The sequence below is a fragment of the Blautia caccae genome (genome assembly GCF_040095955.1).
GTDB lineage: Bacteria > Bacillota > Clostridia > Lachnospirales > Lachnospiraceae > Blautia > Blautia celeris.
On the sequence record NZ_JBBMFP010000003.1, the window covers coordinates 329,288 to 355,557 of the forward strand.

General features: G+C 37.8%; 30 protein-coding genes and 3 pseudogenes. 31 read left to right on the plus strand and 2 right to left on the minus strand.

Going from position 1 to position 26,270, the window contains the following annotated elements:
• Nucleotides 1-59 precede the first annotated feature (59 nt).
• From WMO65_RS04995 to WMO65_RS05115, 27 genes and pseudogenes are all read left to right on the plus strand, one after another.
• Nucleotides 60-248, plus strand: a complete 189-nt coding sequence (locus tag WMO65_RS04995; RefSeq protein WP_044822765.1) for a hypothetical protein — start codon at nucleotides 60-62, stop codon at nucleotides 246-248.
• 20 nt (nucleotides 249-268) lie between these two features.
• On the plus strand, nucleotides 269-766 hold the full coding sequence (locus tag WMO65_RS05000) for an antirestriction protein ArdA (RefSeq protein ID WP_044822764.1): 498 nt from the start codon (nucleotides 269-271) through the stop codon (nucleotides 764-766).
• 15 nt (nucleotides 767-781) lie between these two features.
• Nucleotides 782-1,285: an antirestriction protein ArdA gene (locus WMO65_RS05005; RefSeq protein ID WP_044822763.1), complete on the plus strand. Its 504-nt coding sequence runs from the start codon at nucleotides 782-784 to the stop codon at nucleotides 1,283-1,285.
• A gap of 164 nt (nucleotides 1,286-1,449) precedes the next feature.
• Nucleotides 1,450-1,839 carry a conjugal transfer protein gene (locus WMO65_RS05010; RefSeq protein WP_044822762.1) on the plus strand — a complete coding sequence of 130 codons (390 nt, stop codon included), beginning with the start codon at nucleotides 1,450-1,452 and terminating at the stop codon, nucleotides 1,837-1,839.
• The gene (gene tcpF, locus WMO65_RS05015; RefSeq protein ID WP_044822761.1) at nucleotides 1,826-4,276 is read left to right on the plus strand and encodes a conjugal transfer ATPase TcpF; all 2,451 of its coding nucleotides are present in this window, start codon (nucleotides 1,826-1,828) and stop codon (nucleotides 4,274-4,276) included. The genes WMO65_RS05010 and tcpF overlap by 14 nt, the downstream gene beginning before the upstream one ends.
• The gene (locus WMO65_RS05020; RefSeq protein ID WP_044822760.1) at nucleotides 4,276-6,408 is read left to right on the plus strand and encodes a CD3337/EF1877 family mobilome membrane protein; all 2,133 of its coding nucleotides are present in this window, start codon (nucleotides 4,276-4,278) and stop codon (nucleotides 6,406-6,408) included. Before tcpF ends, WMO65_RS05020 begins: the two co-directional genes overlap by 1 nt.
• On the plus strand, nucleotides 6,405-7,412 hold the full coding sequence (locus tag WMO65_RS05025; RefSeq protein ID WP_044822759.1) for a C40 family peptidase: 1,008 nt from the start codon (nucleotides 6,405-6,407) through the stop codon (nucleotides 7,410-7,412). Before WMO65_RS05020 ends, WMO65_RS05025 begins: the two co-directional genes overlap by 4 nt.
• Nucleotides 7,413-7,427: 15 nt before the next feature.
• Nucleotides 7,428-8,321: a conjugal transfer protein gene (locus WMO65_RS05030; protein WP_044822758.1), complete on the plus strand. Its 894-nt coding sequence runs from the start codon at nucleotides 7,428-7,430 to the stop codon at nucleotides 8,319-8,321.
• A gap of 212 nt (nucleotides 8,322-8,533) precedes the next feature.
• Complete coding sequence (locus WMO65_RS05035; RefSeq protein ID WP_021408161.1) at nucleotides 8,534-9,391, plus strand: alpha/beta hydrolase; 858 nt, start codon at nucleotides 8,534-8,536, stop codon at nucleotides 9,389-9,391.
• A gap of 77 nt (nucleotides 9,392-9,468) precedes the next feature.
• Complete coding sequence (locus tag WMO65_RS05040; RefSeq protein ID WP_044822822.1) at nucleotides 9,469-10,050, plus strand: TetR/AcrR family transcriptional regulator; 582 nt, start codon at nucleotides 9,469-9,471, stop codon at nucleotides 10,048-10,050.
• A gap of 103 nt (nucleotides 10,051-10,153) precedes the next feature.
• Nucleotides 10,154-10,999, plus strand: a complete 846-nt coding sequence (locus WMO65_RS05045) for an ABC transporter ATP-binding protein (RefSeq protein WP_021408153.1) — start codon at nucleotides 10,154-10,156, stop codon at nucleotides 10,997-10,999.
• Nucleotides 10,996-11,679 carry an ABC transporter permease gene (locus WMO65_RS05050; RefSeq protein WP_044822757.1) on the plus strand — a complete coding sequence of 228 codons (684 nt, stop codon included), beginning with the start codon at nucleotides 10,996-10,998 and terminating at the stop codon, nucleotides 11,677-11,679. Before WMO65_RS05045 ends, WMO65_RS05050 begins: the two co-directional genes overlap by 4 nt.
• A complete protein-coding gene (locus tag WMO65_RS05055) occupies nucleotides 11,676-12,374 on the plus strand; it encodes an Rv2686c family ABC transporter permease subunit (protein WP_047632414.1) in 699 nt (232 codons plus the stop codon). Before WMO65_RS05050 ends, WMO65_RS05055 begins: the two co-directional genes overlap by 4 nt.
• Before the next feature lie 11 nt (nucleotides 12,375-12,385).
• On the plus strand, nucleotides 12,386-13,297 hold the full coding sequence (locus WMO65_RS05060; RefSeq protein WP_044822753.1) for a cation diffusion facilitator family transporter: 912 nt from the start codon (nucleotides 12,386-12,388) through the stop codon (nucleotides 13,295-13,297).
• A gap of 480 nt (nucleotides 13,298-13,777) precedes the next feature.
• Entirely contained in the window at nucleotides 13,778-14,404 is a 627-nt protein-coding gene (locus WMO65_RS05065) for a TetR/AcrR family transcriptional regulator (RefSeq protein WP_044822752.1), read from the plus strand.
• 28 nt (nucleotides 14,405-14,432) lie between these two features.
• A pseudogene (locus WMO65_RS26520) lies at nucleotides 14,433-14,492 on the plus strand (hypothetical protein); the annotation flags it as partial.
• Nucleotides 14,493-14,525: 33 nt separating this feature from the next.
• Nucleotides 14,526-15,242 (plus strand): SAM-dependent methyltransferase, encoded by a 717-nt coding sequence (locus WMO65_RS05070; protein WP_044822751.1) that lies wholly within the window; start codon nucleotides 14,526-14,528, stop codon nucleotides 15,240-15,242.
• Nucleotides 15,243-15,524: 282 nt separating this feature from the next.
• The gene (locus WMO65_RS05075) at nucleotides 15,525-16,184 is read left to right on the plus strand and encodes a phosphatase PAP2 family protein (protein WP_044822750.1); all 660 of its coding nucleotides are present in this window, start codon (nucleotides 15,525-15,527) and stop codon (nucleotides 16,182-16,184) included.
• Between the two features lie 23 nt (nucleotides 16,185-16,207).
• Nucleotides 16,208-16,822: a helix-turn-helix domain-containing protein gene (locus WMO65_RS05080; protein WP_044822749.1), complete on the plus strand. Its 615-nt coding sequence runs from the start codon at nucleotides 16,208-16,210 to the stop codon at nucleotides 16,820-16,822.
• 69 nt (nucleotides 16,823-16,891) lie between these two features.
• Nucleotides 16,892-17,302: pseudogene (locus tag WMO65_RS05085) on the plus strand (ester cyclase).
• Nucleotides 17,303-17,372: 70 nt separating this feature from the next.
• Nucleotides 17,373-17,564 carry a DUF4177 domain-containing protein gene (locus tag WMO65_RS05090; RefSeq protein ID WP_003434344.1) on the plus strand — a complete coding sequence of 64 codons (192 nt, stop codon included), beginning with the start codon at nucleotides 17,373-17,375 and terminating at the stop codon, nucleotides 17,562-17,564.
• A gap of 23 nt (nucleotides 17,565-17,587) precedes the next feature.
• Nucleotides 17,588-17,781 (plus strand): annotated as a pseudogene (locus WMO65_RS26640) (hypothetical protein).
• Between the two features lie 148 nt (nucleotides 17,782-17,929).
• Nucleotides 17,930-18,910, plus strand: a complete 981-nt coding sequence (locus WMO65_RS05095; RefSeq protein WP_044822748.1) for an AraC family transcriptional regulator — start codon at nucleotides 17,930-17,932, stop codon at nucleotides 18,908-18,910.
• 483 nt (nucleotides 18,911-19,393) lie between these two features.
• Nucleotides 19,394-19,822, plus strand: coding sequence for an RNA polymerase sigma factor (locus WMO65_RS05100; protein ID WP_044822747.1), 429 nt, complete (start codon nucleotides 19,394-19,396; stop codon nucleotides 19,820-19,822).
• Nucleotides 19,815-20,042 (plus strand): helix-turn-helix domain-containing protein, encoded by a 228-nt coding sequence (locus tag WMO65_RS05105; protein WP_044822746.1) that lies wholly within the window; start codon nucleotides 19,815-19,817, stop codon nucleotides 20,040-20,042. Before WMO65_RS05100 ends, WMO65_RS05105 begins: the two co-directional genes overlap by 8 nt.
• Before the next feature lie 368 nt (nucleotides 20,043-20,410).
• Nucleotides 20,411-20,557 carry an SHOCT domain-containing protein gene (locus tag WMO65_RS05110; RefSeq protein ID WP_044822819.1) on the plus strand — a complete coding sequence of 49 codons (147 nt, stop codon included), beginning with the start codon at nucleotides 20,411-20,413 and terminating at the stop codon, nucleotides 20,555-20,557.
• Nucleotides 20,558-20,629: 72 nt separating this feature from the next.
• Nucleotides 20,630-22,384, plus strand: a complete 1,755-nt coding sequence (locus WMO65_RS05115) for a recombinase family protein (protein ID WP_148392567.1) — start codon at nucleotides 20,630-20,632, stop codon at nucleotides 22,382-22,384.
• 109 nt (nucleotides 22,385-22,493) lie between these two features.
• On the opposite strand, the gene WMO65_RS05120 is transcribed toward WMO65_RS05115, so the two are convergent.
• Nucleotides 22,494-23,948 (minus strand): recombinase family protein, encoded by a 1,455-nt coding sequence (locus tag WMO65_RS05120; protein WP_118594177.1) that lies wholly within the window; start codon nucleotides 23,946-23,948, stop codon nucleotides 22,494-22,496.
• Between the two features lie 509 nt (nucleotides 23,949-24,457).
• On the minus strand, nucleotides 24,458-24,838 hold the full coding sequence (locus tag WMO65_RS05125; RefSeq protein ID WP_118594178.1) for a helix-turn-helix domain-containing protein: 381 nt from the start codon (nucleotides 24,836-24,838) through the stop codon (nucleotides 24,458-24,460).
• A gap of 125 nt (nucleotides 24,839-24,963) precedes the next feature.
• On the opposite strand from WMO65_RS05125, the gene WMO65_RS05130 reads away from it, so the two are divergent.
• The 4 genes from WMO65_RS05130 to WMO65_RS05145 all read left to right on the plus strand — a co-directional run.
• Nucleotides 24,964-25,140: a hypothetical protein gene (locus WMO65_RS05130; protein WP_187370586.1), complete on the plus strand. Its 177-nt coding sequence runs from the start codon at nucleotides 24,964-24,966 to the stop codon at nucleotides 25,138-25,140.
• A 49-nt stretch (nucleotides 25,141-25,189) separates the two neighbouring features.
• Nucleotides 25,190-25,408 (plus strand): BOW99_gp33 family protein, encoded by a 219-nt coding sequence (locus WMO65_RS05135; RefSeq protein ID WP_118594179.1) that lies wholly within the window; start codon nucleotides 25,190-25,192, stop codon nucleotides 25,406-25,408.
• Between the two features lie 26 nt (nucleotides 25,409-25,434).
• Nucleotides 25,435-25,926 carry a hypothetical protein gene (locus WMO65_RS05140; RefSeq protein ID WP_118594180.1) on the plus strand — a complete coding sequence of 164 codons (492 nt, stop codon included), beginning with the start codon at nucleotides 25,435-25,437 and terminating at the stop codon, nucleotides 25,924-25,926.
• A gap of 114 nt (nucleotides 25,927-26,040) precedes the next feature.
• The coding region (locus WMO65_RS05145) for a hypothetical protein (protein WP_349063777.1) at nucleotides 26,041-26,270 on the plus strand (230 nt) is incomplete at its 3' end.

The window sequence follows — 26,270 nt, forward strand, 5'->3', positions numbered from 1 at the left end:
TTACTCCATTGGAGATTAACCGCTTTTTCTATACTCAAATTTAAGATTAGAGTGATTGCTTGAAAGATATATTTTCGGATATGCAGGCAAGGATTGGTTGTACCTACATTTCAGATTTACCACATCATAAACGTATGGTGTGGCAGGAAATGAAGCAACTGAACCTTGCCGATTATCCGCAGAAACAATTAGAAGATTTTGCAGGCTATGTCTTTGGTGTCCCTTACACTAGCATAGCTGAAGCATGAAAGAAAGGACGTGAAAACCTATGAATGAAATGCGTGTCTGTATCGAAAGCCGACTACACACTTCTGAAGAAATCCGTTCCGCATGGTTCACACTTCCCATTGACGAGGAAGAACTGGAAGAACAGATAGGCGTTCCTATCGACAGTGAAGATTACCGTATCACAGAAATGGAACTGTCTTTTGCTGATGAAGTCGGCGAAGATACGACTATTGAAAAGCTGAATGACCTTTACCATACCTTTGAAAGTCTGCCACTTGATTTACAAGAGGACTACGGGGAACTGATGTGTTACTTTACCAGCCTTGACGAACTGCACCAGCACCGCCATGACGTGATACATTATTCATGGTGTAAAAACATGGCTGATGTGGCAAGGCATTTGTTGGACAATGACCCTGCTTTTTCTGCCATTGAGGAACGCCTGACCCGTTACTTTGATTACGATGCCTACGGACAGTATCTTGATGATAATGGAAAATTTATAGAAACAGACCACGGTATCTATGAACTGCCGTAGAAATGGGGTGTTGCTATGGTAGAGGATATGCGTGTATATATCGCTAATCTTGGGAAATACAATGAGGGGTATCTGGTCGGCGACTGGTTCTCTTTTCCGATTGATGAAGAAGATGTTGCCGAGCGTATCGGCTTGAATGAACGATACGAAGAATACGCCGTACATGATACGGAAAACTTTCCCATTGAGATTGGCGAATATATCTCGATTGAAGAACTCAATGAAATGTTTGAAATGATTGAAGAATTACCCGACTACATCACGGACGAGCTGGACGAGTTTATCTCTCATTACGGCAGTCTGGAAGAAGTGTACGACCATAAGGACGACGTGTATTGCTATTCCGATTGTGAAACCATGACCGACGTTGCTTATTACTTCATAGATGAAATGCAGATGTTAGGGGAAATCCCCCCACAGTTACAGAACTATATCGACTATGAAGCATACGGCAGGGATTTATCCTTTGAGGGAACTTTTATTGAAACAAGCTACGGTATGTGTGAAATACTGTGGTAAGAAGCTGGAAGATCAGCGACAAGCATTGTTGCTTCTGACAGCTTTTTCTATTGGGGACAGTCTGAAAAACGGCTGTCCTTTTCTATTATGTGAAATCTCATAAAGAGATACCACTATGCCGTGAAGAACACGGCAGGAATAAAGAAAGGAGTTGAAACGAAAACATGAAAAAGATTAAAAGCTATACGGGTATCTGGAACGTGGAAAAAGTCTTGTATGCAATCAATGATTTTAACCTGCCCTTTCCCGTTACCTTTACACAGATTACATGGTTTGTGATAACCGAGTTTATCATCATTCTGTTTGGGGACTTACCGCCCTTATCCATGATTGAGGGGGCATTTCTGAAATATTTCGGTATTCCCGTAGCTCTTACATGGTTCATGTCGCAAAAGACCTTTGACGGCAAGAAGCCTTACAGTTTTCTAAAGTCCATGATTACCTACGGGCTTCGACCAAAGACCACTTATGCAGGAAAAGCCGTGAAACTGGATAAGCAGGTATTACATGAAACTATCACGGCAGTAAGGAGTGTGAGCTATGTTCCCGATTAAATATATCGACAATAACCTTGTCTGGAACAAGGACAATGAGGTATTCGCCTACTATGAGCTGATACCTTACAATTACAGTTTTCTATCTGCTGAACAGAAATTCATTGTGCATGACAGCTTCCGACAGCTTATCGCACAGTCCCGTGAGGGCAAGATACACGCCTTGCAGATTGCCACGGAAAGCTCAATCCAAAGCATACAAGAACAGTCAAAAAAGCTGGTAATGGGGCGATTGAAAGACGTTGCCTATCAGAAGATAGACGAGCAGACCGAAGCGTTAGTAAGCATGATTGGGGATAATCAAGTAGACTACCGCTTTTTTCTTGGCTTCAAGCTCATGGTAACGGAAGAACAATTTAATTTGAAGAACATTAAAAAATCGGCGTGGCTGACATTCAAGGAGTTTATCCATGAAGTGAACCATACGCTGATGAATGACTTTGTATCTATGCCGAATGATGAAATCAACCGTTACATGAAAATGGAAAAGCTGTTAGAAAACAAAATCAGCCGACGCTTCAAAGTAAGACGCTTAGATAAAAACGACTTCGGCTATCTGATTGAACACATCTACGGCAGGGACGGTGTCGCCTATGAAGATTATGAGTATTCGCTACCAAAGAAGAAACTGAAAAAGGAAACGCTGATAAAGCATTATGACTTGATACGTCCGACCCGTTGCCTTGTGGAAGAAAACCAGCGACATTTACGCTTGGAACATGAGGACAGCGAAAGCTACGTTTCCTGCTTTACCGTCAATGCGATTGTCGGCGAGCTTGATTTTCCGTCCAGCGAAATCTTCTATTTTCAGCAACAGCAGTTTACCTTTCCCGTTGATACCAGCATGAATGTAGAAATTGTGGAGAACCGAAAAGCGTTATCGACAGTAAGAAATAAAAAGAAAGAGTTAAAAGATTTAGACAATCACGCCTATCAGTCTGGCAGTGAAACCAGTTCAAATGTAGTGGACGCACTAGACAATGTGGACGAGCTGGAAATGGATTTAGACCAGTCCAAAGAAAGTATGTATAAGCTCTCTTATGTTATCCGTGTATCTGCTCCCGACCTTGACGAACTGAAACGACGCTGTGATGAAGTCAAGGACTTCTACGACGATTTGAACGTCAAGCTGGTACGTCCTGCTGGCGATATGTTGGGGCTTCATTCTGAATTTTTACCAGCCAGCAAGCGATACATCAATGACTATGTGCAGTATGTAAAATCCGACTTCTTAGCAGGACTTGGCTTTGGAGCGACACAGCAGTTAGGGGAAAATACGGGTATCTATATAGGCTATTCCGTTGATACGGGACGCAATGTATATTTACAGCCGTCCCTTGCCAGTCAAGGTGTAAAAGGAACGGTTACAAATGCTCTGGCTTCTGCCTTTGTTGGAAGTCTTGGCGGTGGAAAATCATTCTGTAACAATCTGCTTGTTTATTATTCTGTGCTGTTTGGCGGTCAGGCGGTCATCTTAGACCCGAAAAGTGAACGTGGCAACTGGAAAGAAACCTTGCCAGAAATCGCCCATGAAATCAATATCGTAAACCTTACCAGCGACAGAGAAAACGCAGGACTTCTTGACCCATTCGTGATTATGAAGAATGTCAAAGACGCTGAAAGTCTGGCAATCGACATTCTCGCATTCCTTACGGGGATCTCATCGAGGGACGGCGAGAAGTTCCCCGTACTTAGAAAGGCGGTGCGTGCCGTTACCCAAAGCGACCAGCGAGGATTGCTCCATGTGATTGAGGAATTAAGAAAGGAAGATACGCCTATCTCACGCAACATTGCCGACCATATCGACAGCTTCACGGACTACGATTTTGCACATCTGCTGTTTTCAGACGGTACGGTGGAAAATGCAATCAGTTTAGATAACCAGCTCAATATCATTCAAGTAGCTGACTTAGTGCTACCCGATAAAGACACCACCTTTGAGGAATACACGACCATTGAACTATTGTCTGTTTCCATGCTGATTGTAATTAGTACCTTTGCCTTAGATTTTATCCATTCGGACAGAAGTATTTTCAAGATTGTAGACCTTGACGAAGCGTGGGCGTTCTTAAATGTGGCACAAGGCGAAACGCTCTCTAACAAGCTGGTTCGTGCTGGTCGTGCCATGCAGGCAGGCGTATATTTTGTAACACAGTCTTCGGGGGACGTGTCAAAGGAAAGTCTGAAAAACAATATCGGTTTAAAATTCGCTTTCCGTAGTACCGACATCAACGAGATTAAGCAGACCCTTGAATTTTTCAGCATTGACAAAGAGGACGAGAACAACCAGAAGCGACTTCGTGATTTGGAAAACGGGCAATGCCTATTACAAGATTTATACGGACGTGTGGGCGTGGTGCAGATACACCCAGTCTTTGAAGAATTACTGCACGCCTTTGATACCAGACCGCCGATACAGAGAAATGAGGTGGAGTGATGAAAGAAAGGATAAAAAGTGCGTTCACAAGAAAAAAGATACTTCACGTTCTCAAAATGGCTCTGTTCGTCGTGGCACTGTCCCTTATCCTGCTTTCACTCTTGGGAACGGTGGTACACGCAACGGGACTTGTGGACGACACTGTCAATACCGAAAACCTTTATTCAAAATATCCGCTGTCGAATTATCAGCTTGATTTCTATGTGGATAATAGCTGGTCGTGGCTTCCGTGGAACTGGCTGGACGGGATTGGAAAAAGTGTGCAATATGGGCTTTACTGCATTACAAATTTCGTCTGGACTATCAGCTTGTATTTAAGCAATGCTACGGGGTATGTGGTGCAGGAAGCCTACAAGCTGGATTTTATCAACGATATGGCAGACAGTATCGGCAAAAGCATACAGACCCTTGCAGGGGTTACCGAAAACGGCTTTTCTACTTCTGGATTTTATGTGGGATTTCTACTTCTGATTATCTTAGTAGTGGGTATTTATGTTGCCTATACGGGACTGATAAAAAGGGAAACCAGCAAGGCACTTCACGCCGTTATCAACTTTGTAGTGGTGTTTCTTTTATCTGCTTCCTTTATTGCCTACGCTCCTGACTACATCAAGAAAATAAATGACTTTTCATCAGACATCAGCACCGCTTCACTGGACTTGGGAACAAAAATCATGCTTCCCGACAGCGACAGCAAGGGCAAGGATAGCGTGGACTTAATAAGGGACAGCCTATTTTCCATACAAGTACAACAGCCGTGGCTACTGCTTCAATTCGGTAATTCCGATATAGAGGAAATCGGTTCTGACCGTGTGGAAGCTCTGGTATCGGCAAGCCCAGAGGACGAGGACGGCGAAATAAGGGAAAATGTCGTCAAGACCGAGATTGAGGACAATGACAACAACAATCTGACGATACCGCAGGTCGTGAACCGTTTAGGTATGGTGTTCTTCCTGCTTATCTTCAACTTAGGAATAACCATATTTGTATTCTTGCTTACGGGCATGATGTTATTTAGCCAGATACTTTTTATCATTTTCGCAATGTTTTTGCCTATCAGTTTTCTACTTTCCATGATACCGAGCTATGAAAGTATGGCAAAGCAGGCAATCGTCCGTGTGTTCAATACCATTATGACAAGGGCTGGTATTACGCTGATTGTAACGGTAGCCTTTAGTATTTCCAGTATGTTCTACAACATATCGACGGACTACCCGTTCTTTATGGTGGCGTTCTTGCAGATAGTGTGTTTTGCAGGTATCTACATGAAGCTGGGCGATTTAATGAGTATGTTCTCTTTAAACGCTGGCGACAGTCAAAGCATGGGACGGAGAATATTCCGCAGACCGTATCTGTTCATGCGACATAGGGCTAGACGTATGGAACATAGGCTTGCAAGAGCTGTTAGTGCTGGTGGTGTCGCTGGTGCGGTGGCTGGTGGTGTCGTTGTCGGTTCAAAATCTACACGCCAGAATGGAACAAAGAACAATCGTGGAAATACAAGCTCCAGCATGGGGCAGAAAGCAGGTTCAGCCGTGGGAGCTGTCCTTGATACAAAGAATAAGGTCAAGGACAAGGCAACTGCTGTCAAAGAAAATATCAAAGATATGCCGACACAGACCGCTTATGCGGTTCATTCTGCCAAAGAAAAGGCAAAGTCCAGTGTGTCCGACTTCAAGCGTGGTGTGGTGCAGGAACAAGAAAACCGCCAGTCTGGACGTTTCGAGAAACAACAGCTACACAGACAGAATATCGCTGACAAGCGTATGGAGCTTCAAAAGGCACAAGAAGCAAGGCAGGCAGGTAAGAAAACGGACGGATCAGCGACAAGCGGAGCTACCCGTCCCCATGAAAGACCAGCGACTACTTCTAAGGTCAATGTGGAAAAACAGCAGGAAGTCAAACGCCCTGCCACAGCTTCTACGGTTAAGAATAATGAAGTCAAAACAAATGTTGTCAAGGAACGTCCGCTATCTTCTGGTGGTTCATCAGCAAAGACCGTCAATCAAGAAACCATAAGACAGAATTACAAGGCTGACCGTGTTACGAAAACAACCGTTCAGAAGCATACACAGCAGAATACCGAAAAGAACAAACGAACCTTATTCAAGAAAGGACAAAAGAAGAAATGAAACTAAGACATATCGCTATCATTGGCAGTCTGTTTCCTATCCTCTTTTCTATTGTATTATTCTTTGGGGTTCTGATTAGTGCCGAGGACGACGACGGGGGCAACGGTTATTCCTCTAATTACGTTGGTATGAACCTATCTGCCGAAGTCTTGAAACATCAGCCTATGGTAGAAAAGTATGCCAGAGAAAACGGCATTTCCGAGTATGTCAATGTGTTGCTGGCAATCATACAAGTGGAAAGTGGCGGTACAGCCGAGGACGTTATGCAAAGTTCTGAAAGTCTGGGACTACCGCCCAACTCATTAGATACAGAAAGCTCAATCAAGCAGGGGTGTAAATATTTTGCGTCCCTGCTTTCTTCCTGCAAAAATCAAGGTATCAGTGATATAAATGTCGTGATACAGTCCTATAACTATGGCGGTGGCTATGTGGGATATGTGGCAGGAAATGGAAAAAAGCATACATTCAATCTTGCGGAAAACTTCGCAAGGGATAAGTCGGGCGGTCAGAAAGTAATCTATACGAACCCTATCGCTGTGGCAAAGAACGGGGGCTGGCGTTATGGCTATGGAAATATGTTTTATGTGGAGCTTGTGAACCAGTATCTTGTTGTCAATCAAGTATCGGGCGAACTGGCACAAAGGATAATGAATGAAGCGTTGAAGTATCAAGGTTGGAAATACGTGTATGGGGGCAGTAACCCAAACACTTCTTTTGATTGTAGCGGACTGACCCAGTGGTGTTATGGCAAGGCTGGTATCTCTTTACCGAGAACCGCACAAATGCAGTATGACGCAACACAGCATATCCCACTATCGCAGGCAAAGGCTGGCGATTTGGTCTTTTTCCACAGTACCTACAATGCAGGAAGCTATGTAACCCATGTCGGTATCTATGTAGGAAATAATCAGATGTATCATGCAGGCGATCCTATCGGATATACCGACCTTAATAATTCGTATTGGCAACAGCACTTGATTGGTGCTGGAAGAATAAAACAGTAGAAAGGATTGGAAACCATGTTTAAAAAGAAAGAAAAACCAGTAAAAGAAAAAAAGGTGCGTACTGTCAAGGTAGGCACACATAAGAAATCTGTGATTGCATTATGGGTGGTACTTATTGCCAGCGTATCATTTGGTGTGTATAAGAACTTTACCGCTATTGATATGCACACGGTACATGAAACAGAAACAATACAGCTAAGACTAAATGACACCAACGGGATTGAAAATTTCGTGAAAAATTTCTGTAAGTCCTACTATACATGGGATAACAGCAAGGAAGCTATCGAAGCAAGGATGCAGGCAATCAGCAACTATCTGACAAAGGAGTTGCAGGACTTAAACCTTGATACCATAAGAACCGATATACCGACCAGCTCCGTTGTTACAAATGTGCTGATTTGGGATATAGAACAGTCTGGAACGGACGATTTTATCGCTACCTACGAAGTAGATCAGCAGATAAAAGAGGGAGAACAGACAACGAATGTCAAAGCAACCTATACCGTAAAAGTCCATGTGGACGCTGACGGGGATATGGTAATCATTCAGAACCCGACACTTGCACCAGCGGTTGAGAAATCCGATTATGAACCAAAGGCACACGAAGCAGACGCAAGCGTGGACGCTGATACTGTGAATGACGCTACGGCATTTTTAGAAACATTCTTTAAGCTATACCCGACAGCAACGGAAAAAGAACTTTCCTACTATGTAGCTGGCAATGTGCTTGAACCTATCGGCAGGGACTACCTCTATTCTGAATTAGTCAATCCCGTGTTTACGGCTGACGGGGATAATGTGAAAGTCAAGGTTGCCGTGAAATTCATAGACAATCAGACAAAGGCAATGCAGGTATCACAGTTTGAACTTGTGCTACATAAGGATAGCAACTGGAAAATTATTATGTAAGATATTTTGTTGGCAGGCTCTATTTTCGGATTTAGTCTGCCTTTTCTGTAGCAAATGTGCTGCACTAACAAGCGATTTCATTGTATTTTAAGCAATTAAATCTTTCTTGACAATTTTATCTTAAATCATATATTTATGGATATTGACTTTCTGCTTACAATAAGTTATTATATGACTATAAAACCAAATCAGTCATATAGGAGGTATGTGGTATGTATAAAGAAGTTGGTATTTCTTCAAATAATGTTCCGATAACACTTTCTATCTGGTATACAGAAAGAAGTAGTCCTACCATTGTTTTTTTGCCGGGTACTATGTCACACCCTCTCATGTATGAGAATTTTCTATGTGGTTTGAGTGAAAGAGGATTTAATATAATAGGCATTCACTATCTTTCACACGGAAAAAGCCCTAAAATCAAAAAAAATTATACAATGGAAGATTTGCTGCATAATGTATATGACGCAACGACTTACGGAATAGAAAATTTTGGTGAAAACATAGCTGTCATGGGTTCCAGTCAAGGTGGGATTTTAGCTGCAATGGCGGCGGGTAGGGACACAAGGTTAAAAGCCGTTTTTCCACATAATATCATGCTGACTACATTAAAAGAAACTATGAGCTTAACAAAATATCCCGCATGGTCACACCGTTTTATGGGGCTGATACAGTTGGGCTTTCGTGTAGGTGGAAAATTGCTGCCTAACTATAAGGTTCCAGGAGACGCTTATTTAGACTATGACAGAGTATTTTATAGTGAACAGGCAAAACAAGATTGCTTAAATGACCCTATGCTTTTACCCTATTATCCTTTAAGATTTGTCGCCAGCTTATTTAATGCTGACTTATCGTGCTTGGAGAATGGGGCTATACAATGTCCTGTTATTTTAATTACTGCCAAAGGCGATCCGCTTTTTAGCTTTGATTATACCAACAAAGTATTTGATTTAATTCATGTACCGAAAAAGGAATTACTTACTTTAGAGCTTAATCGTCACATGATTTTTAATGAGGACACGGACACTACAATAAACGCATTGGAAGCTACCTTGCATAAATATCTTGGATAGTATATTGATTATATAATCAGTAAATGTTATACTTTTCATGACGATAAAAACATTTTAGTCATAAGGGGGTTATGAGTTTGCCACGATTTACGGAACAAGAAAAAGAAATCATAAACAGTAAACTTTTGATAGAGGGAGAAAAGCTGTTTTCATTACACGGCTTAAAAAAAGTAACAGTTGATGATTTAGCAGCTGCTGTAAACATATCAAAAGGTTCATTCTATGCTTTTTATCCCAGTAAAGAACATCTATATGTGGAAATCAATTTTCGCTTACAAAAAGAGTTATTTACAAGTATAGAAACAACCGTTAAAAAGAAAAAGTATAAGAACCATAGAGATTTAGCAAAGGACGTTATCATGCTAAGTTTAACGGGGGTGATTACTTCGCCTATTCTTTCACAGATTGATTTATCTTTAATGGACTATCTGCAAAGAAAAATATCGTCAGATATTTTTGAGAATCATATGTACAGTGATATTCGTATATTGGAGATACTGGAAGGTTTAGGGGTTGTATTTTTGGTTCCGCATACGGTTATCATAAAATCCCTGTATTCTGTTTTATCCTGTTTGGAACAATTCAAAGAGGACGAAGAATTGAATATGATACAAAATCTTTTAGTGAATGGTATTATTCAGCAAGTAGTAGCAGAGTAATAATTTTGTTTGGTTATTTGACAAGCAAGTGGCCAAACAAATTTTTTACAGTTTATATGACTATATATCTATAAACGTCATAAAGTTAAAGGAGGAAAGAATAATGATTGATGTAAAAAAACTGTATTTTAGCTATACTGACAAACCGTTTGTTGAGAATGTAAGTTTCCATGTTGGGAGAGGAGAAATTTTCGGTTTTTTAGGACCCTCTGGTGCTGGGAAATCAACTATTCAAAAAATTTTAACTGGGCTTAATACAAGTTATAAAGGCAGCGTAAAAGTTGCAGGTACAGAAATAAGGGAGCATACAAATCGGTTTTATGAAAATATTGGAGTAGACTTTGAATTTTCAACCTGCTACGAGAAATTCACAGCACGACAAAATCTCGCCTATTTTGCTTCTCTATATGACAAGCAACCTCGGTCTATTGATGAATTATTGCATATGGTAGGCTTAGAAAATGATGGGGACAAAAAAGTTGCTGACTTTTCCAAAGGTATGCGTTCTCGCTTGAATTTCATTAAAGCGTTAGTCCATGACCCTGATATATTATTCCTTGATGAACCTACAAGCGGTCTTGACCCTACAAATAATCGTTTAATGAAAGATATTATTCTTGCGGAAAAGAAACGCGGAAAAACGATTATCATTACTACTCACAATATGTTTGACGCAACAGAGCTATGTGACCAAGTAGCCTTTATTGTTGCCGGAAAAGTCAGTGCATTGGATAGCCCGCATAATTTGATTATGTCAAGGGGAGCTGCCAAAATACACTATACCTACTATGATAAAGGCGAGAAAACCGGAGAATGTCTGCTTGATAGAACCACAGAAGATAAGTTGTTAAAAAGTTTAATTTCCGAAAACCGTTTGCTTTCTATTCATAGTAGTGAGCCTACATTAAATGATATTTTTGTTGATATTACAGGGAGGACACTTCAATGAGATTGGGACGTTTAATTTGTGGTGATATACATTTCCAATGGAAATATGGTTTCTATTTTATCTACTTTATATTAACAGTTTTATATGTGTGTGGGATTGCCGCTTTGACGGGACATTGGAAAACGGATATTGCTTCTATCATGATATACTCTGACCCAGCAGCAATGGGATTGTTTTTTATGGGAGCGATTGTCCTCTTGGAAAAAAGTCAAAAGGTGTTAAATGCTATGGTAGTATCGCCTGTAAAAGTATCGGAGTACATACTTTCAAAAACAGTTGCGTTAATTGCCATATCTACGGTAATTGCAATGATATTAGGATTCGTTTCCGGTAGCAATCAGTTACTTAGTATCGCAGTTGGTACAGCTTTGACATCAGCAATCTTTACTATGCTTGGCATTATTGCGGCTACAAAAATTTCAAACTTGAACCAATTTCTCATTGTGATTATGTCGATAGAAATTGTTTGCTTTGTTCCACCTATCGTTGGTCTGTTTGTAAAGTTACCAGATATATTCCGCTTTTTTCCGTTCACAGCTTGCATGAACCTCATAACTGGAAAAAGCATTTTACTATCGTTTGATATGGTACTTGTAATTGCTACGTTGATTATCCTCTACATAGTTGCGCGACATACAGTTAAGCATATGTGGAGAAGTTTGGGAGGTGTAAAGCTATGAAAAGGATATTATCCAGTACCATACAGGTATTTAAGCAAATTAAGAGCGACCCTATGATGTTTGCAGCTTGTTTTACGCCTTTTGTCATGGGAGCTTTGATTAAATTCGGTATTCCCTTTCTTGAAAGAATAACAGATTTTTCTTTGCAAGCATACTATCCGATCTTTGATTTATTACTTTCTATCATGGCTCCTGTATTGCTCTGCTTTGCATTTGCAATGATTACATTAGAGGAAATCGACGATAAAGTGTCACGGTACTTTTCGATTACCCCTCTTGGTAAGTCGGGGTATCTCTTTACAAGGTTGGGAGTACCCTCAATTATTTCGGCGGTCATCGCTTTTATTGTACTGTTACTTTTTTCATTAGAAAAGTTGTCCATTGGAATGACAATATGTTTGGCGCTTCTCGGCTCAGTACAGGCAATTATTGTTTCACTTATGATTATCACATTATCAAGCAATAAATTAGAGGGTATGGCAGTTACAAAACTAGCTGCACTTACATTGCTCGGAATACCAGCCCCCTTTTTTATTGATAGTTACTACCAGTTCGCGGTTGGCTTCCTTCCATCATTTTGGGTAGCGAAAGCCATGCAGAATGAAGCGGTTCTTTATTTCTCCATAGGATTGGTGGTAGCTTTAGTCTGGTACTACTTCCTTACAAAACGTCTGTTTCGGAAGCTGGCAGGATAAGGAGGCATATTATGGAAAAAGGTAGACTTCTGCAAAACAAAAATATGAATAAGGCTATTCAGGTTTCCAAAATTACACTAATCATCAATCTGAGTTTATCGCTACTTAAATTTGCTGCTGGATATATAGGAAAGTCAAGTGCTATGCTGTCGGACGCTGTACACTCGGCTTCTGATGTATTAAGCACAATCGTTGTGATGGTTGGAATTAAAATATCAGAAAAACAGCCTGATAGAGAACATCCTTATGGGCATGAACGTATGGAATGTGTGGCTTCCATTATTCTCTCTGTTGCATTGGCTATAACGGGTGCTGGAATAGGATATTCAGGTATCAAGAAAATCTTTTCAGGACAGTACAATACGCTTTCTGTCTCTAGTGGAATCGCACTTACGGCGGCAGTCTTATCCATTGTTATAAAAGAGTGGATGTACTGGTTTACAAGAAGTGCTGCAAAGCATACAAATTCTGACGCACTTATGGCTGACGCATGGCATCACCGCTCTGATGCACTCTCGTCGGTTGGTTCCTTAATTGGCATTTTAGGAGTGCGTTTAGGCTATGCTATTTTCGACCCTATTGCAAGCGTTGTGATTTGCGGTTGTATCTTAAAAGCTGCTTTGGACATTTTCAAAGAAAGCATTAACAAAATGGTAGACCATAGTTGTGACAATGCTACTGAAACAAAGATTAGGGAAGTTGTGCTTCAGCAGCAAGGGGTTGATGGTATTGATGAATTAAAAACCCGCATGTTTGGAGCGAAAATGTATGTAGATATTGAAATATTAGCTGATGGTAATTTAGCTCTTTATGACGCTCATAGAATTGCTGAGGGAGTCCATCAAACGATTGAAAACAACTTTCCACAATGTAAACATTGTATGGTACATGTTAATACGAATGAACTTCTCTATTCTGCATAGGACAGGGAAGATGATTTAAGACTATTGAAAGGGAAAGGGGGAAATAGGTTATGGAACAATACTGGTGGATTATCATTGTTGTGGTTTTGATTGTCGTTGGCTTACTTAAAATTGTAATTATGAAGAAGTATAACCAAAGGAGAAATTCTAACAATAGTCCAAAAGATAGCGAGGACGACAAGATGTATTAAGGTTTATTGAAATCTGTTATGTTGTAGAATGATGTTTTTAGATACTAGAAAGTGCTTTAAGGGGGCTAACGTTATGGAAAGCTTTGAGTACAATTCTTTCCAATAAACAGTATTTTGCATAGAGAAATGTATGTAGGAAATATGGTGCAAGGCATAAAGCACCAGCGATCGAGAGATCAACCTATGAACCAAAGGCACACTACATTTTATACTACTTGACAAGTAAACGAGCGTTTACTATAATGGTTTACAGAAGTAAACGTTCGTTTACTAAAGAAGGAGGTTGTAAATGTCTGACACAAAAGAAAATATATTAAAAATTGCACTACACTTATTTGCAGTGAATGGTTATGAGGCTGTTTCTGTTAGTATGATTGCGGAAGCCTTGGGAATGACAAAAGGAGCATTATATAAACATTATAAAAATAAGCAAGATATTTTTGACTGTATCGTAGAACGTATGTATCAAATTGATAATAAGCGAGCTAAGGAATATCAAGTACCAGAAAGCACAATAGTGGTAACCCCTAATGCATACAGAAATACAACTATTGAAAGTCTAACAACATTTACTTTTGCACAATACGATTTTTGGGTGACTGATGAATTTGCGTCTAATTTTCGCAAAATGTTAATACTAGAGCAATATAGAAATTTAAAAATGAATATGCTTTATCAAAAATGTCTTGTAAATGGTCCTATCAGTTATATAGAAGATATATTTAATGAAATGATTAAAAAAGGTGTTCTTCAAGAGTGTGATACAAAACAGCTTGCTATTGAATATTATGCGCCATTATTTCTATTGATAAGTGTAGCAGACGCAGTTGAAAATTGTTGGGATTTAAAATCTCAATTAACCACACATGTTAATCAATTTGTCAAGAAATATATTACAAATGAAAAAGTAAAATAATCCTTTATTCTGTCCTGAATGCAAACATAACTTTTTAATTTCAGCAGAGAAACTCAAAATGAATATTGTTATAAGTCACAAATATTAACTATTAAAATATTACAATAATGGAGATGAGAAAATGGAATATATTCGCAGTAAAAAATATTTTACACCCGACTTACAGACAAAAATTATGGGACCGAATCCTATAAAATTACAAGAGGAACTATTACAAAATCATAAAATCCCGTCTGGCAGCTATGTCTGTGACCTTGGAAGTGGACAAGGTTTAACTTCTGTATTTCTTGCAAAAGAATATGGATTTGTTGTTTTTGCAGTTGACTTATGGAGTGAGCCAAAAGAAAATGAAGAATTTTTCAAAAAAATGGGATTATCTTCTGCACAAATTAAATCTGTAAAAGCTGATGCCAATGAACTTAAATTTGAGAAAGAGTTTTTTGATGCTGTAGTAAGTACAGATTCATATAATTATTTTGGACGTGACCCTATATATTTAGATGAAAAATTGCTTCCATTTGTTAAGAAAGGTGGGTTTGTTTATATCACAGTTCCTGGCATGAAGAAAGATTGCCATGACAACCTTCCAGAAGAGTTATTGTTATCATGGACACCAGAAGAACTTGATTATATACATGATATAACATATTGGTCTAACATAATTAGTCATTGTAAGAAGGCAGATTTAATTTCAATATATGAAATGGAAAGTAATTCGGAAGTTTGGTCGGATTGGATAAAGCAAAATAATGAATATGCAATAAATGACCGTAAAGCAATAGAAGCTGGCGGTGGAGATTATCTGAATTTTATTGCTATAATTCTACAAAAAAAATAAATTCTTTAGAACCAGACACTATAATTTGCGTTCTAATATGTTTACCGATTGACATCAATAATTTTATCTTTGAGGGTAATGATTTGAAAATAGAAGAATACAAGAAGATACGAAATTGATAAATTAGAAATTGTAGGTCTGATGAATCAGGAAAACAAGTATTTGAAGGAATGATACGAATCGTATCATACATGTGACAGAGAGATTCTGTTGTTATTTTACGTTTTTTGATAACGTTAAATTGTCGAAAAGACAGATTAACTTTTGAAAGGACGTAGAATAATGAAAAAGAACGGAAAAAAGAATTTATTATTTGGAGTGATACTCCTTGCAACATTTGTAATATGGACAGCTTTGATTCAGATTGTTGATGTGCAGCCTCTTGGGCAGAATGGAACCAATATTGGATTTGCAACATTCAACTGCTGGTTTCATCGTTTGACAGGTGTTCATATGACGCTTTATACGATTACCGACTGGATGGGGCTTGTACCAATTGTTGTATGTCTGATTTTTGCAGGAATTGGACTGGTTCAGTTAATTAAGAGAAGAAGTCTTTTTAAGGTGGATTCAGATATCATCATTTTGGGTGTATATTATGGTATCGTGATACTGGCATATTCAATTTTTGAAATTATCCCAATTAATTACAGACCAATCTTAATTGAAGGAGTGATGGAGGCTTCTTATCCATCTTCTACTACTTTATTGATATTGTGTGTGATGCCTACTTTAATCGAACAGATTCAGCGTAGACTGACCTGTGTTACAACTAAACGAATTATTACGATTACAGTAATTGCTTTTTCAGTATTTATGGTTATCGGAAGATTGATTTCAGGAGTACACTGGTTCACGGATATTGTAGGTGGAGTAATTTTAAGTATGGGATTGTTTACTATTTATAAAGCAGTAGTTATGCTATCGACAAAGAATCAATAGAATAAGCAAGGGAGGTGCAGGTTTTGGAATTCCATGAAAAACTTCAGGAATTAAGAAAGAGCCGGGGATTGACACAAGAAGAACTGGCAGAGGCATTGTTTGTTTCCAGAACTGCTATTTCAAAATGGGAATCAAGAAGAGGATATCCAAGCATAGATTCATTGAAAGAAATATCAAGATATTTTGCAGTGTCTATTGATGATCTGTTATCAGGAGAACAGTTGATTACAATTGCAGAAAAAGAAAATAGATCCAATCTCAATACTATATGCGACTTATTATTGGGGTTTGTTGACTTATTTTCTTTGATGCTTATTTTTCTACCGCTGTATCCAAAACCGGTCAATGGATATATCTATGCAGTAAATCTCTTTGATTATGTAGATAATGATGTTTTGATTATTACAATCTATTGGGCATTGTTTATCGGCTTAACAATCGTTGGAATTGTAAAAATACTAATGGTCTATTTCAAATTAGAAAAGGGCAAAAGGGTAGTTAATTCATTGTCCGTTGGATTCAGTGTTTTTGCTGTTTTGTTTTTGGCGATGGTGAGAGAACCATATGCAATAGTAGTTGCATTTTTGCTATTACTTGCCAAAGGTGGGTTACTTTATAAACAAACCAAGGCAGGTTGATAAAGTAGTGTTTCTATAAATTCTAGTTTATAGAATTAAGAAAATCGAAATTTATTTTGGAGGTGTACCATGAACAATAAAGAGATTATAAAATACTTTTATGAGGTGGTTGTTTCAGAAAACTTGCTTAATGAGCTTCCACAATATATTTCAAAGGATTGCGTGTAAAAGGTTGGCGAAAACGAGATGTTTATCGGCATAGATGGAATGAGGCAACACCTTGAGGCTGTCAAAAAAACATATCCCGACTACACTATGAAAATTATTCGTCAATACGAAGCAGATGATTATGTTATTTCAGAATTTATTATGAAAGGGACTCATGTTGGAGATTTTTTCGGAATAACACCTACAAATAAGGTTTTGGAAATCACAGGAGTAGATATTGATAAAATTATAGATGGAAAAATCGTGGAACATGGTGGTGCTACAAATACTTTTGAAACTTTTTTTGAACACCATTTGATTAAGTCTGTATGAAATATAAATTCCAGTTTGTAAAAGTCAATAAATCCAAAGATAAATTTGTATTTGAAAGGAGTTTTGAAGAATGAAAAAATATGAGTATGTAGAAATTAACTATAATGCGAAAGGAGTTGTATTCCTTTGTACTGATAAACACAAAGAAATTATTGACAGTTACGCAAAAACGGGGTATCACTACGCAGGATTTGTACCCACAGAAATTGACGCAAAAGGCTGTATGCGAAAGATAGATTTAATTTTTGAAAAAGAAGATTAACTTATTTTAGGGAGTTGGTTCTAATGATAGGACTTAAAAAACGAGATATTAAAAAGCATTGAAAGCTGGTGCAAAAGCTGGCGGTTTATCGTATGCTGATGTACGAGCTGATATTGAAGCGACGATTGACGAAGCAATGAACAATACAGTTCCAATGGTCTATGATACGAAAAACATTAAAAGATATGTGATGAATTTATTAGATATGGCTCATTAAAAAGTACCAAAGAAATAAAAGTTACCATATAGACAAAATTGTTTTTTTATATCTTTTGATTTCTTATAAGATAATGGCATTGTGCGACAAGCTATACAAAAAAATTTCATGTATACTTTGATTATAAATTATACAAGGAGGTACTGATATGTACGCATATGAAAATATTGAAATGTCATTAAACTATATTGAACAACATTTAAGTGAGAAAATCGAAACAGAGAAACTGGCGGAAATTGCCTGTCTTTCTACATTTTATTACCAACGTTTGTTTAAAAGATTAGTTAAGAGATCAGTTCAAGAATATATCAAACTTCGTCGTTTAGCAATGGTAATAGCAGAATTGAATAATTCGGAGGAAAGAATATTAGACATAGCTTTAAAATATGGATTTTCAGACCATGCTAATTTCACAAGAGCATTTAAAGAAGTTTACCATATAACTCCAGATGAATACAGAAAGAATGTTCCTATGTTAAATACATTTGACAAGCCAGAACTTGCTTCACGTTATATCATGATTGATGAAAATGTTCCATTGATTGTAGGGAATATTGTTTTGGAGATTCAAAGGAAAACATTAAGAACAAGGGAAATGTATTTTGGTTTTGAAAAAACAGTAAATGTTACTGAACAAATTCCTGTTGGAGAAAGTACGGGAATTGATGTTCCAGGTCAGCTATGGCGTGAATTTCATGCAAAGAAACTGCAAACCGAAAGTGCCATTTTTAACAATGATATTGAGCTTGGTGTATCTCATTCAGCAAGTCCAGATAAAGGAACGTTCCTTTACTTTGTAGGAGGTATGGCTTCATCAATAGATGTATGTCCTAAAAATATGGTACAACACACATTACCAGCAGGTGAGTATGTTGTATGCAGAATTGAGGCAGAATCTTTTGAAGAACTTGTTACCACTGCTTTAAATCAAGCAAATAAGTATCTGTTTGAAACATGGCTTCCAAATCATAAATTGATTACAAAGCCGTTCATGGCAGAAAAATATTACAAAGGAAGTGCAGATATTAGTTATATGGAAATATGGGTGATTCCTGTGGAAACAGGAAATGCTGAAAATGAATTATCCAATGTCAATGGAAAAAAAGCAGAGAATTTATCACAATACTAGAGAGGGGAATGGACAAAAGTGGCTTATGATAGATATAAATTCTAAGAATAACCCATTTCAAGATGTATTGAGAATTATTGATATTTGTTATGCCCTAAAAGGTATAATTTCCTAATGAAAATATATCACACCTACTTTTGAATACCAACAATATTATTGTTGCAACAAGTGTCCCGTATAATTAGAGAAAACCAAGATTTTAGATATTTAACGCATTGCTTTGAGGGGGCTTGCATTATGGAATATTTTAAGAAATTTACAAAAATATCAAGGTCAATTTAGCAGTACAATACGTACAATTACAACTGAATATGCCAGAGCTTTAGCTCGCACAAACACTATGTTTTGTGCGGGTTTTTTTATTGCTGAAAATATTTTTAACTTTTTTCTAAAATCCTGCAACAAATCACACCTTGCCGTACAGATATGGTGCGGAAAGAGGGATAAACACTTTTCACGTCATAACGGAAAGGGGGTGTGGTTATGAAACCGTCGGACTTCCAAAAGACAGTACAATGTCAATTCGACTGCAAGCTAAAACGTGTAGTCAAGAACATTGTACGAAACTACCGAAAGGAATTAAGGCGACGCAGGAATAAGGAAATCTCATTCTGTGAACTTCCAGAAATCGTTGTTGAAAAGCTGGCTGTCTGGGACGAGTATGAAAGCGACTACATAGTTTTTGATGTATGTGGTATTGAAATCCGTGTACTTGATGATGAATTAGCGGACGCTCTCAAAGTTCTTTCAGAAAAAGACAGAAACATTGTATTGATGTATTTCTTTCTTGGCATGAGCGATGCAGAAATCGGTGACAAGATGAAAATTGACCGTTCAACATCATTTCGTATTAGGAAAAGTTCACTTGATAAAATCGGAAAAAAGTTAAAGGAGAACACGAAAAATGAATAAAACACACCCGTCATTTTATCTTATTTCGTCGGCTGTGGACGGCAATATAAATTCTATTGAGAAGCTATTGCAGTTCTATGAACCGTACATATCAAAATGTTGTTTACGTCCGTTCTATGATGAATACGGAAATGTCTGTGTTGTCGTAGATATGGAATTAAAAGGACGTATCAGAGAAGCTCTATTGAAGATGATTTGTGAATTTGAGATAGAGGAATAATCAGCAGTTGCCAGCAGAGCATGATTTGTCCAATTCCCCCTCTTTCCTGCTCTGCTACTGCTTAAAGAATGAAAGCAATATGTTTTCGACACAGCTCTTTGAAAACTGAATAAAGCAGACAGACACGTTTGTGAGATAGCGAGCCACGGGAACTGTACGCCATGACCTTTCCAAAAGAAAGCGAGCGACCCACACAGTGATCCGAGAGCGACTGTTGGAAAAGTCGTTTTGCCATGACCTATGCTCACAGAATAATGATACGTCCGCAAGGTGCGGTTCTGCCCACAAGAATGGGAATAGTTGAGATACTAACGGAGCTTTCCAAAGCCGTCTGTCTGCTTGGAAATTACAAGCAAGGGGGAATTTATATGGAGAAAAAACTAATACGATATAGTATGCAGATTGCCATGTTGAACCAACTTCTTGCCCGTAAAATGATTTCTGAAAAAGAATATGCTTTAGTAAAATCAAAACTTATGCAAGATTATAATATTGTTTCAGATATAACCGCTTGAATTGTATATTTGAATATTGTATAATAACACTACAAAAGGAATACAAAATGCAAATATAAAAGGAGTGGTTCTGTGAAAGAAGTAGAAGTAATCAAAGCAAGAAATGATTTACAAACTCGTACAAGGGGAAAAACGATTGAACTTATGCGTGTTGGTGCATATTGCAGGGTTAGTACAGATAGTGCAGACCAGCTAAACAGTTATAAGTCGCAGGTAGCCTATTATACAGATATGATTAAGAAGAATAAAGAATGGGTACTTGCGGACATATATGCTGATGAAGCAATCACAGGTACACAAGTGGCAAAAAGAGAAGATTTCCAGCGTATGATAAATGATTGTATGAATGGGGAAATTGATATGGTTATTACAAAGTCTATTTCCAGATTTGCCAGAAATACGCTAGATACTTTAAAGTATGTTCGTATGTTAAAGGAACGCAATATAGCAGTATATTTTGAAGATGAGAAAATCAACACTTTAACTATGGATGGGGAATTGCTTTTAGTTGTACTTAGTTCTGTGGCACAGCAGGAAGTTGAAAATATATCTGCTAATGTAAAAAAAGGTTTAAAAATGAAAATGAAACGGGGAGAGCTGGTTGGTTTTCAAGGTTGTCTTGGATATGATTATCACAAAGACACGAAAACAATTACCGTGAATGAAGAAGAAGCAGAAATTGTACGTTATATTTTTAATCGGTATATTGAGGGTGCTGGCGGTTCTGTTATTGCACATGAGCTTGAAAATTTGGGATATAAAACAAAGTACGGAAGTTCTACATGGGTACAATCAACAGTCATTGGTATTATCAAGAACGAGAAATATAAAGGCGATTTATTGCTAGGAAAAACCTTTACAGTAGACCCGATTTCAAAGCGAAGATTGGAGAATTTCGGAGAGGAAGATAAATTTTATATTCGTAATCATCACGAACCGATTATTAGCGAAGAAGTTTTTGAAAAAGCACAAGAAATTCTTGCCAGAAGAAATGTTAATAGAGGAAAGATTGGAGAGGGTAGCACAAAGAGAGAAAAATATAGTAGGAAATATGCTTTCAGTTGTATGCTGGAATGTGGTTTCTGCGGTGGCACTTTAACAAGGCGTAATTGGCACAGCAGTTCACAGTACAGCAAGGTTATATGGCAATGCGTAACGGCTACGAAGAAAGGAAAAAAATTCTGTAAGCATAGCAAAGGCATTCCAGAAACAGCTATTGAAGAAGCGTTTGTAGAAAGTTATCGTTTATTGTGTGATGATAATAAAGATGTTCTGGAAGAATTTTTGCAGAGAATGGACGATACGCTTAGTAGTAGTGTGGTGTCAAAACAACTTGCAAAAGCAGAAAAAGAGATAGGCGCATTAGAGAAGAAAAAAAGTAAACTTGTGGATATGCGTCTGGAAGAAATTATTGATAAGGAAACCTACGAAAGTAAATATGCTGATTTAGTAAGCAAACAAGAACAGCTTGTTGAAGAAAGAAAAAAATTACAAGAAACTTCTGATAATGAAAAAGACATAAAAAAACGTCTGAAAGAGTTTAAGAAAACTTTGGAACAGAATGAAGTTCTTGATAAATTCGACCGCTATGTGTTTGAAAGCATTGTTGAAAAAGTAATTGTAGGTGGACTTGATGAAAATGGAAATGTTGACCCTGCACAATTGACATTTGTTTATAAAACGGGCTTGAAGAATAACGTGGATGGTGCTAAATTTAAACCACAAAGAAAAAATGCAAGAGGACGACATAGAACTGAAGAATTGTGTTCACATGATAGCAACGAGGTTGATAAAATGTGTTCCGATAGTAGTAACGACACATGTTGAAACTGTCTGCCTTTTAGAGCTTCCAAATTAAGTTTCGATTCGCGTCCAATAACTACACTATCAAATCTTGTATCAGTGGAGGGCCTTCTGCTCTCCACTGACATAATCTCTAAAAACTCCAGTGTATTTCAATGTCTTCATTCAAGACTACAATTTTATCAATTAACATCCTGATTATCTGTCTTGCGGTATCATTATCACCGGATTCCAATGCTTCTTTAAATAGTTGGACATATGATTGGATTTTTTCGATAGGTAAAGGTGTTTCAGCTGCACTGCGATCTATATTATGCTGCAGGGCTTCCTTTTCTTCTTTTAATGATTCTAACCGATCTGCAATATCAGAGATATCGACGGCTCCAATTTGATATAAATTTAGGAGTTTATCCATTTGTTTTTTTACCTCTACCAGACGTTCACGAAACAGTTCGGTTTCATCCACCTTTGGAGCAGTATCTTTTTCAAGTATAGATTGAAGATATTCTTTATCAACAGCAAGTCTCAGAACTTCCTCAATAATCATATTATCTAACTGTTCCAAAGTAAAAGGGTGTAAGCGATTGGTACAATTATTAGAACGAATCATAGCTTTGTTTGTTCTACTGACAGAGTAACAGATATATCTATGCAATTTATATCCTGAGGCAACCCTGCGGGGCTGCATTCTAGCGCCACAGTCACCACAATATAGGAGTCCAGTCAACAGGCTTTCAGATCTGCGGCTCTGTTTATTTATCTGTCTATTATGTTCAAGGAGAGCAGCAACCATGTAATATTCAGTTTCTGATATTATGGGTTCATGGATTCCATCATATAATTTGTCGTTCTGTCGTACTTTACCCATATAAACAGGGTTTACAAGAATGCGACGGATAAAAGTATTATTCCAGGTCCGGAGATTTTCCCCATATTTATTTTTCATGCTTTCTGCAATTCCATTTAAACTTTCGCCAGAAAGAAATCTTGTATAAATCTCTTGAACAATATTTGATTCATATTCTTCGATTGCCAGATCATTACTACCAGGAATGAAATGGTAACCCAGTGGAGGGTGAGAAGCAGAGTAATGTCCTTTGGCGATTCGGGCAATCCTTCCCATGCTTGTACGCTCTTTAATGTTTTCTCGTTCTAACTGTGCGAAAGCGGCCAATATTCCAACTATTGCTCGTCCGAATGGGGTGGATGTGTCAAAGGATTCCAACATTGATACGAAATCACAATTATTTTCCAGGAAGACATCTTCTAGCATTATAAGCGTATCTTTTTGTGATCTAGAGAGCCGATCCAGCTTCCAGACTATGACTTTTTTGACTTTATGAGCACGAACATCCCTGATAACTTCTTGTATTCCGGGGCGCTCTAATGAAGAACCGGAATATGCAGCGTCAACATAGATTTGATGGATTTTAATATCCATAGCTTTACAATATTGCTGGAGCCTTCTTTCCTGTTCTTCAACAGAATAACCCTCCTGTGCTTGTTCAGTGGTGGAAACACGGATATATATATCTGCAGCGGATTCCAATAATTTAGCAGATATAGGTACTGTTTTCTTTTGATTCATAAATAGATTCCTTTTCGTGTGAGTATTTTTGTCTTTATCAATTTTTATTTTAACGTATTCATACCTACTTATTTTTGGATGTATAATCTTGCATAGACACAATGTTATTTTTAGTATAGTACTATGTAACAAAATTCTCAATATAATCAGATGCAAAAGGAGAATAAAACCAATAAACTTTATAAGTGTCAGATATTAACAAGAAATTTGAAACATGTTACGGACATTACAAAATTCTTAAATAGAACATATGTTCCTGAATGCGTAATATATTTGTAGTATACTATTAAGTAGAACAACAGTTCTGTACCTGTTGAATGTAAATTTAACCGATTCATCGAAAGCAGTTAAAAATGTAGCTTGTATCAAGGGGGCATACATATGGAAAAAAAAGAGACTAAAAAACTTATAAAAGAAATGATAAATCAGGTGGATGAAGAAAAGACATTAAGGAGAATTTATTTGATAATCATAATAATAACTGGGGCTAGCCACTAGGCTGGCCCCAGTTATTTTATGCCCAGACAGTTTTTCATAAATTCTTCAATACATTTCAATTTTTCTGGGGAAGATTCTGCGATTGCGTTTAACATACTTTTAGCAAATTCATTTTCGGTTATACTGAGTTTGCCGAGGTTGATTGAGAATCTGTCCTCATCATTTAGCTTATTAAAAATGTTCTCGTCGCCACCTTCTCCGGTTCTGAGCCAAATTTCATTTACATCAAATTCTCTACAAATATCAGTAATGACACGCTCTGTAAGTTTTCTTTTACCAGATTCATAATTTGATATAGAAAATCTGCTTACACCAATCTTTTTACCGAATTCCTCTTGGCTTATTTTTAAATGATTCTCTCTTAAATAATTTAATCTATCGCCAATTTCCATAATTATTCTTCACCTCCTCTACAATGCATTATATAAGAAAGTGTTTTCAAAGTCAACAAAAAGTTCTTGACAATGTTTTAAAAGCCAACTATAATAGAGACAAAGAAAACATGGGAGGTGACAATATGAGGTTACAGAAGCCGGAAATCAAACTTACAAATGACACGCTAGAAAACATCAGAATCATGGCTCCATATTTGGATAAGGAAAGTCAAAATCAGGTATACGGAATGATGTTTGGCATTCTTAAAACTATGGATTCTGTTGTATTGACGCCAGAAACGAGAGATAAAGCAGGCTAGTGTATCACATAGTAAATAGACATGATATTTACAGTCAGGAGGCGATTTTGTGAATAAAAAGAATCTTAAATCAGAAAAAAAGACTATTAAACCAAAAATTACCCATGTAATGAGTGATGGCACTGTAAGAGATAGTATCGAAGGCGTTGTGATTCCCAAATATCATCCTGTGTACAATGTCATTTGTAAGGCGTATCGAAATGGTATTTTGACAAAGCAGGAACAGGCTGGAAAACATGTAAATGAACCTGCTGAGAGGGTTTCCTAAAGCAAGGAGCAGAAAAGGAGTAAAACATGAAACAAAAGGCTAATGAAATGATTCAGGATTTAGCTACAAAGAGTGTTAGAAAAGATATGCTTCTTGAATTGACAGATAAACAGTACAGCAATCTTACACTGATGGCATTACGTGCCGGCTTACATAATGCAAAAGAGCTGATCCAGTCATTTGTCGCAGATCTGACTGGCTGGCAGAGAAACGGCAGCGATGAATCGCAGTTTGCCAATACCTGGTATGACAGAGCTTACTGTATCACCACAGATTTCCTGATGCCGTGGAGATACTACGTTTATAACTATGACCACGACATAGAACAGCTCACGGAAGAACCGGACAGCCTGAAAAAAGCCTATGAGCATTACTGTGAAGAATGCAAATGGGGCGGAGTGGAGCCGGAGAGTTGGGACGAGGTACTTAGGGTCAATCAGGAGCTCCTGCAGGAGAAGAAAGAGGATCAGGAACAGCTCATGCAGTATATCGAAGCGGAAAAGGCAGAAATAAAATGAACCCGACAGATAAACACTGCCAGGCCCATGCACAGACAACATCATTTTAAATGATGGCAGGCGTTTGGTCAAGGATTATCGTCAGTTTATCAAATATTTATGAGGAGCGTACCGATGGAAAAAGACAAAAAAAGTGTCTTGTCAAAGATATATGGTTTTAAACCGGAAGAGATATTAACGGCAAATAATGGGTACTGGGATATAGAGCAGTACATGGATGATGAAATGGTCTATCAGGCACGGATACTGCCGGATCAGGATACTTATATATCAGTCTTTACGAGGGATAGATTCCCCAAAACGATCGCTGAATATAAGTTTGAACCGGAGGATGCGATCAAAAC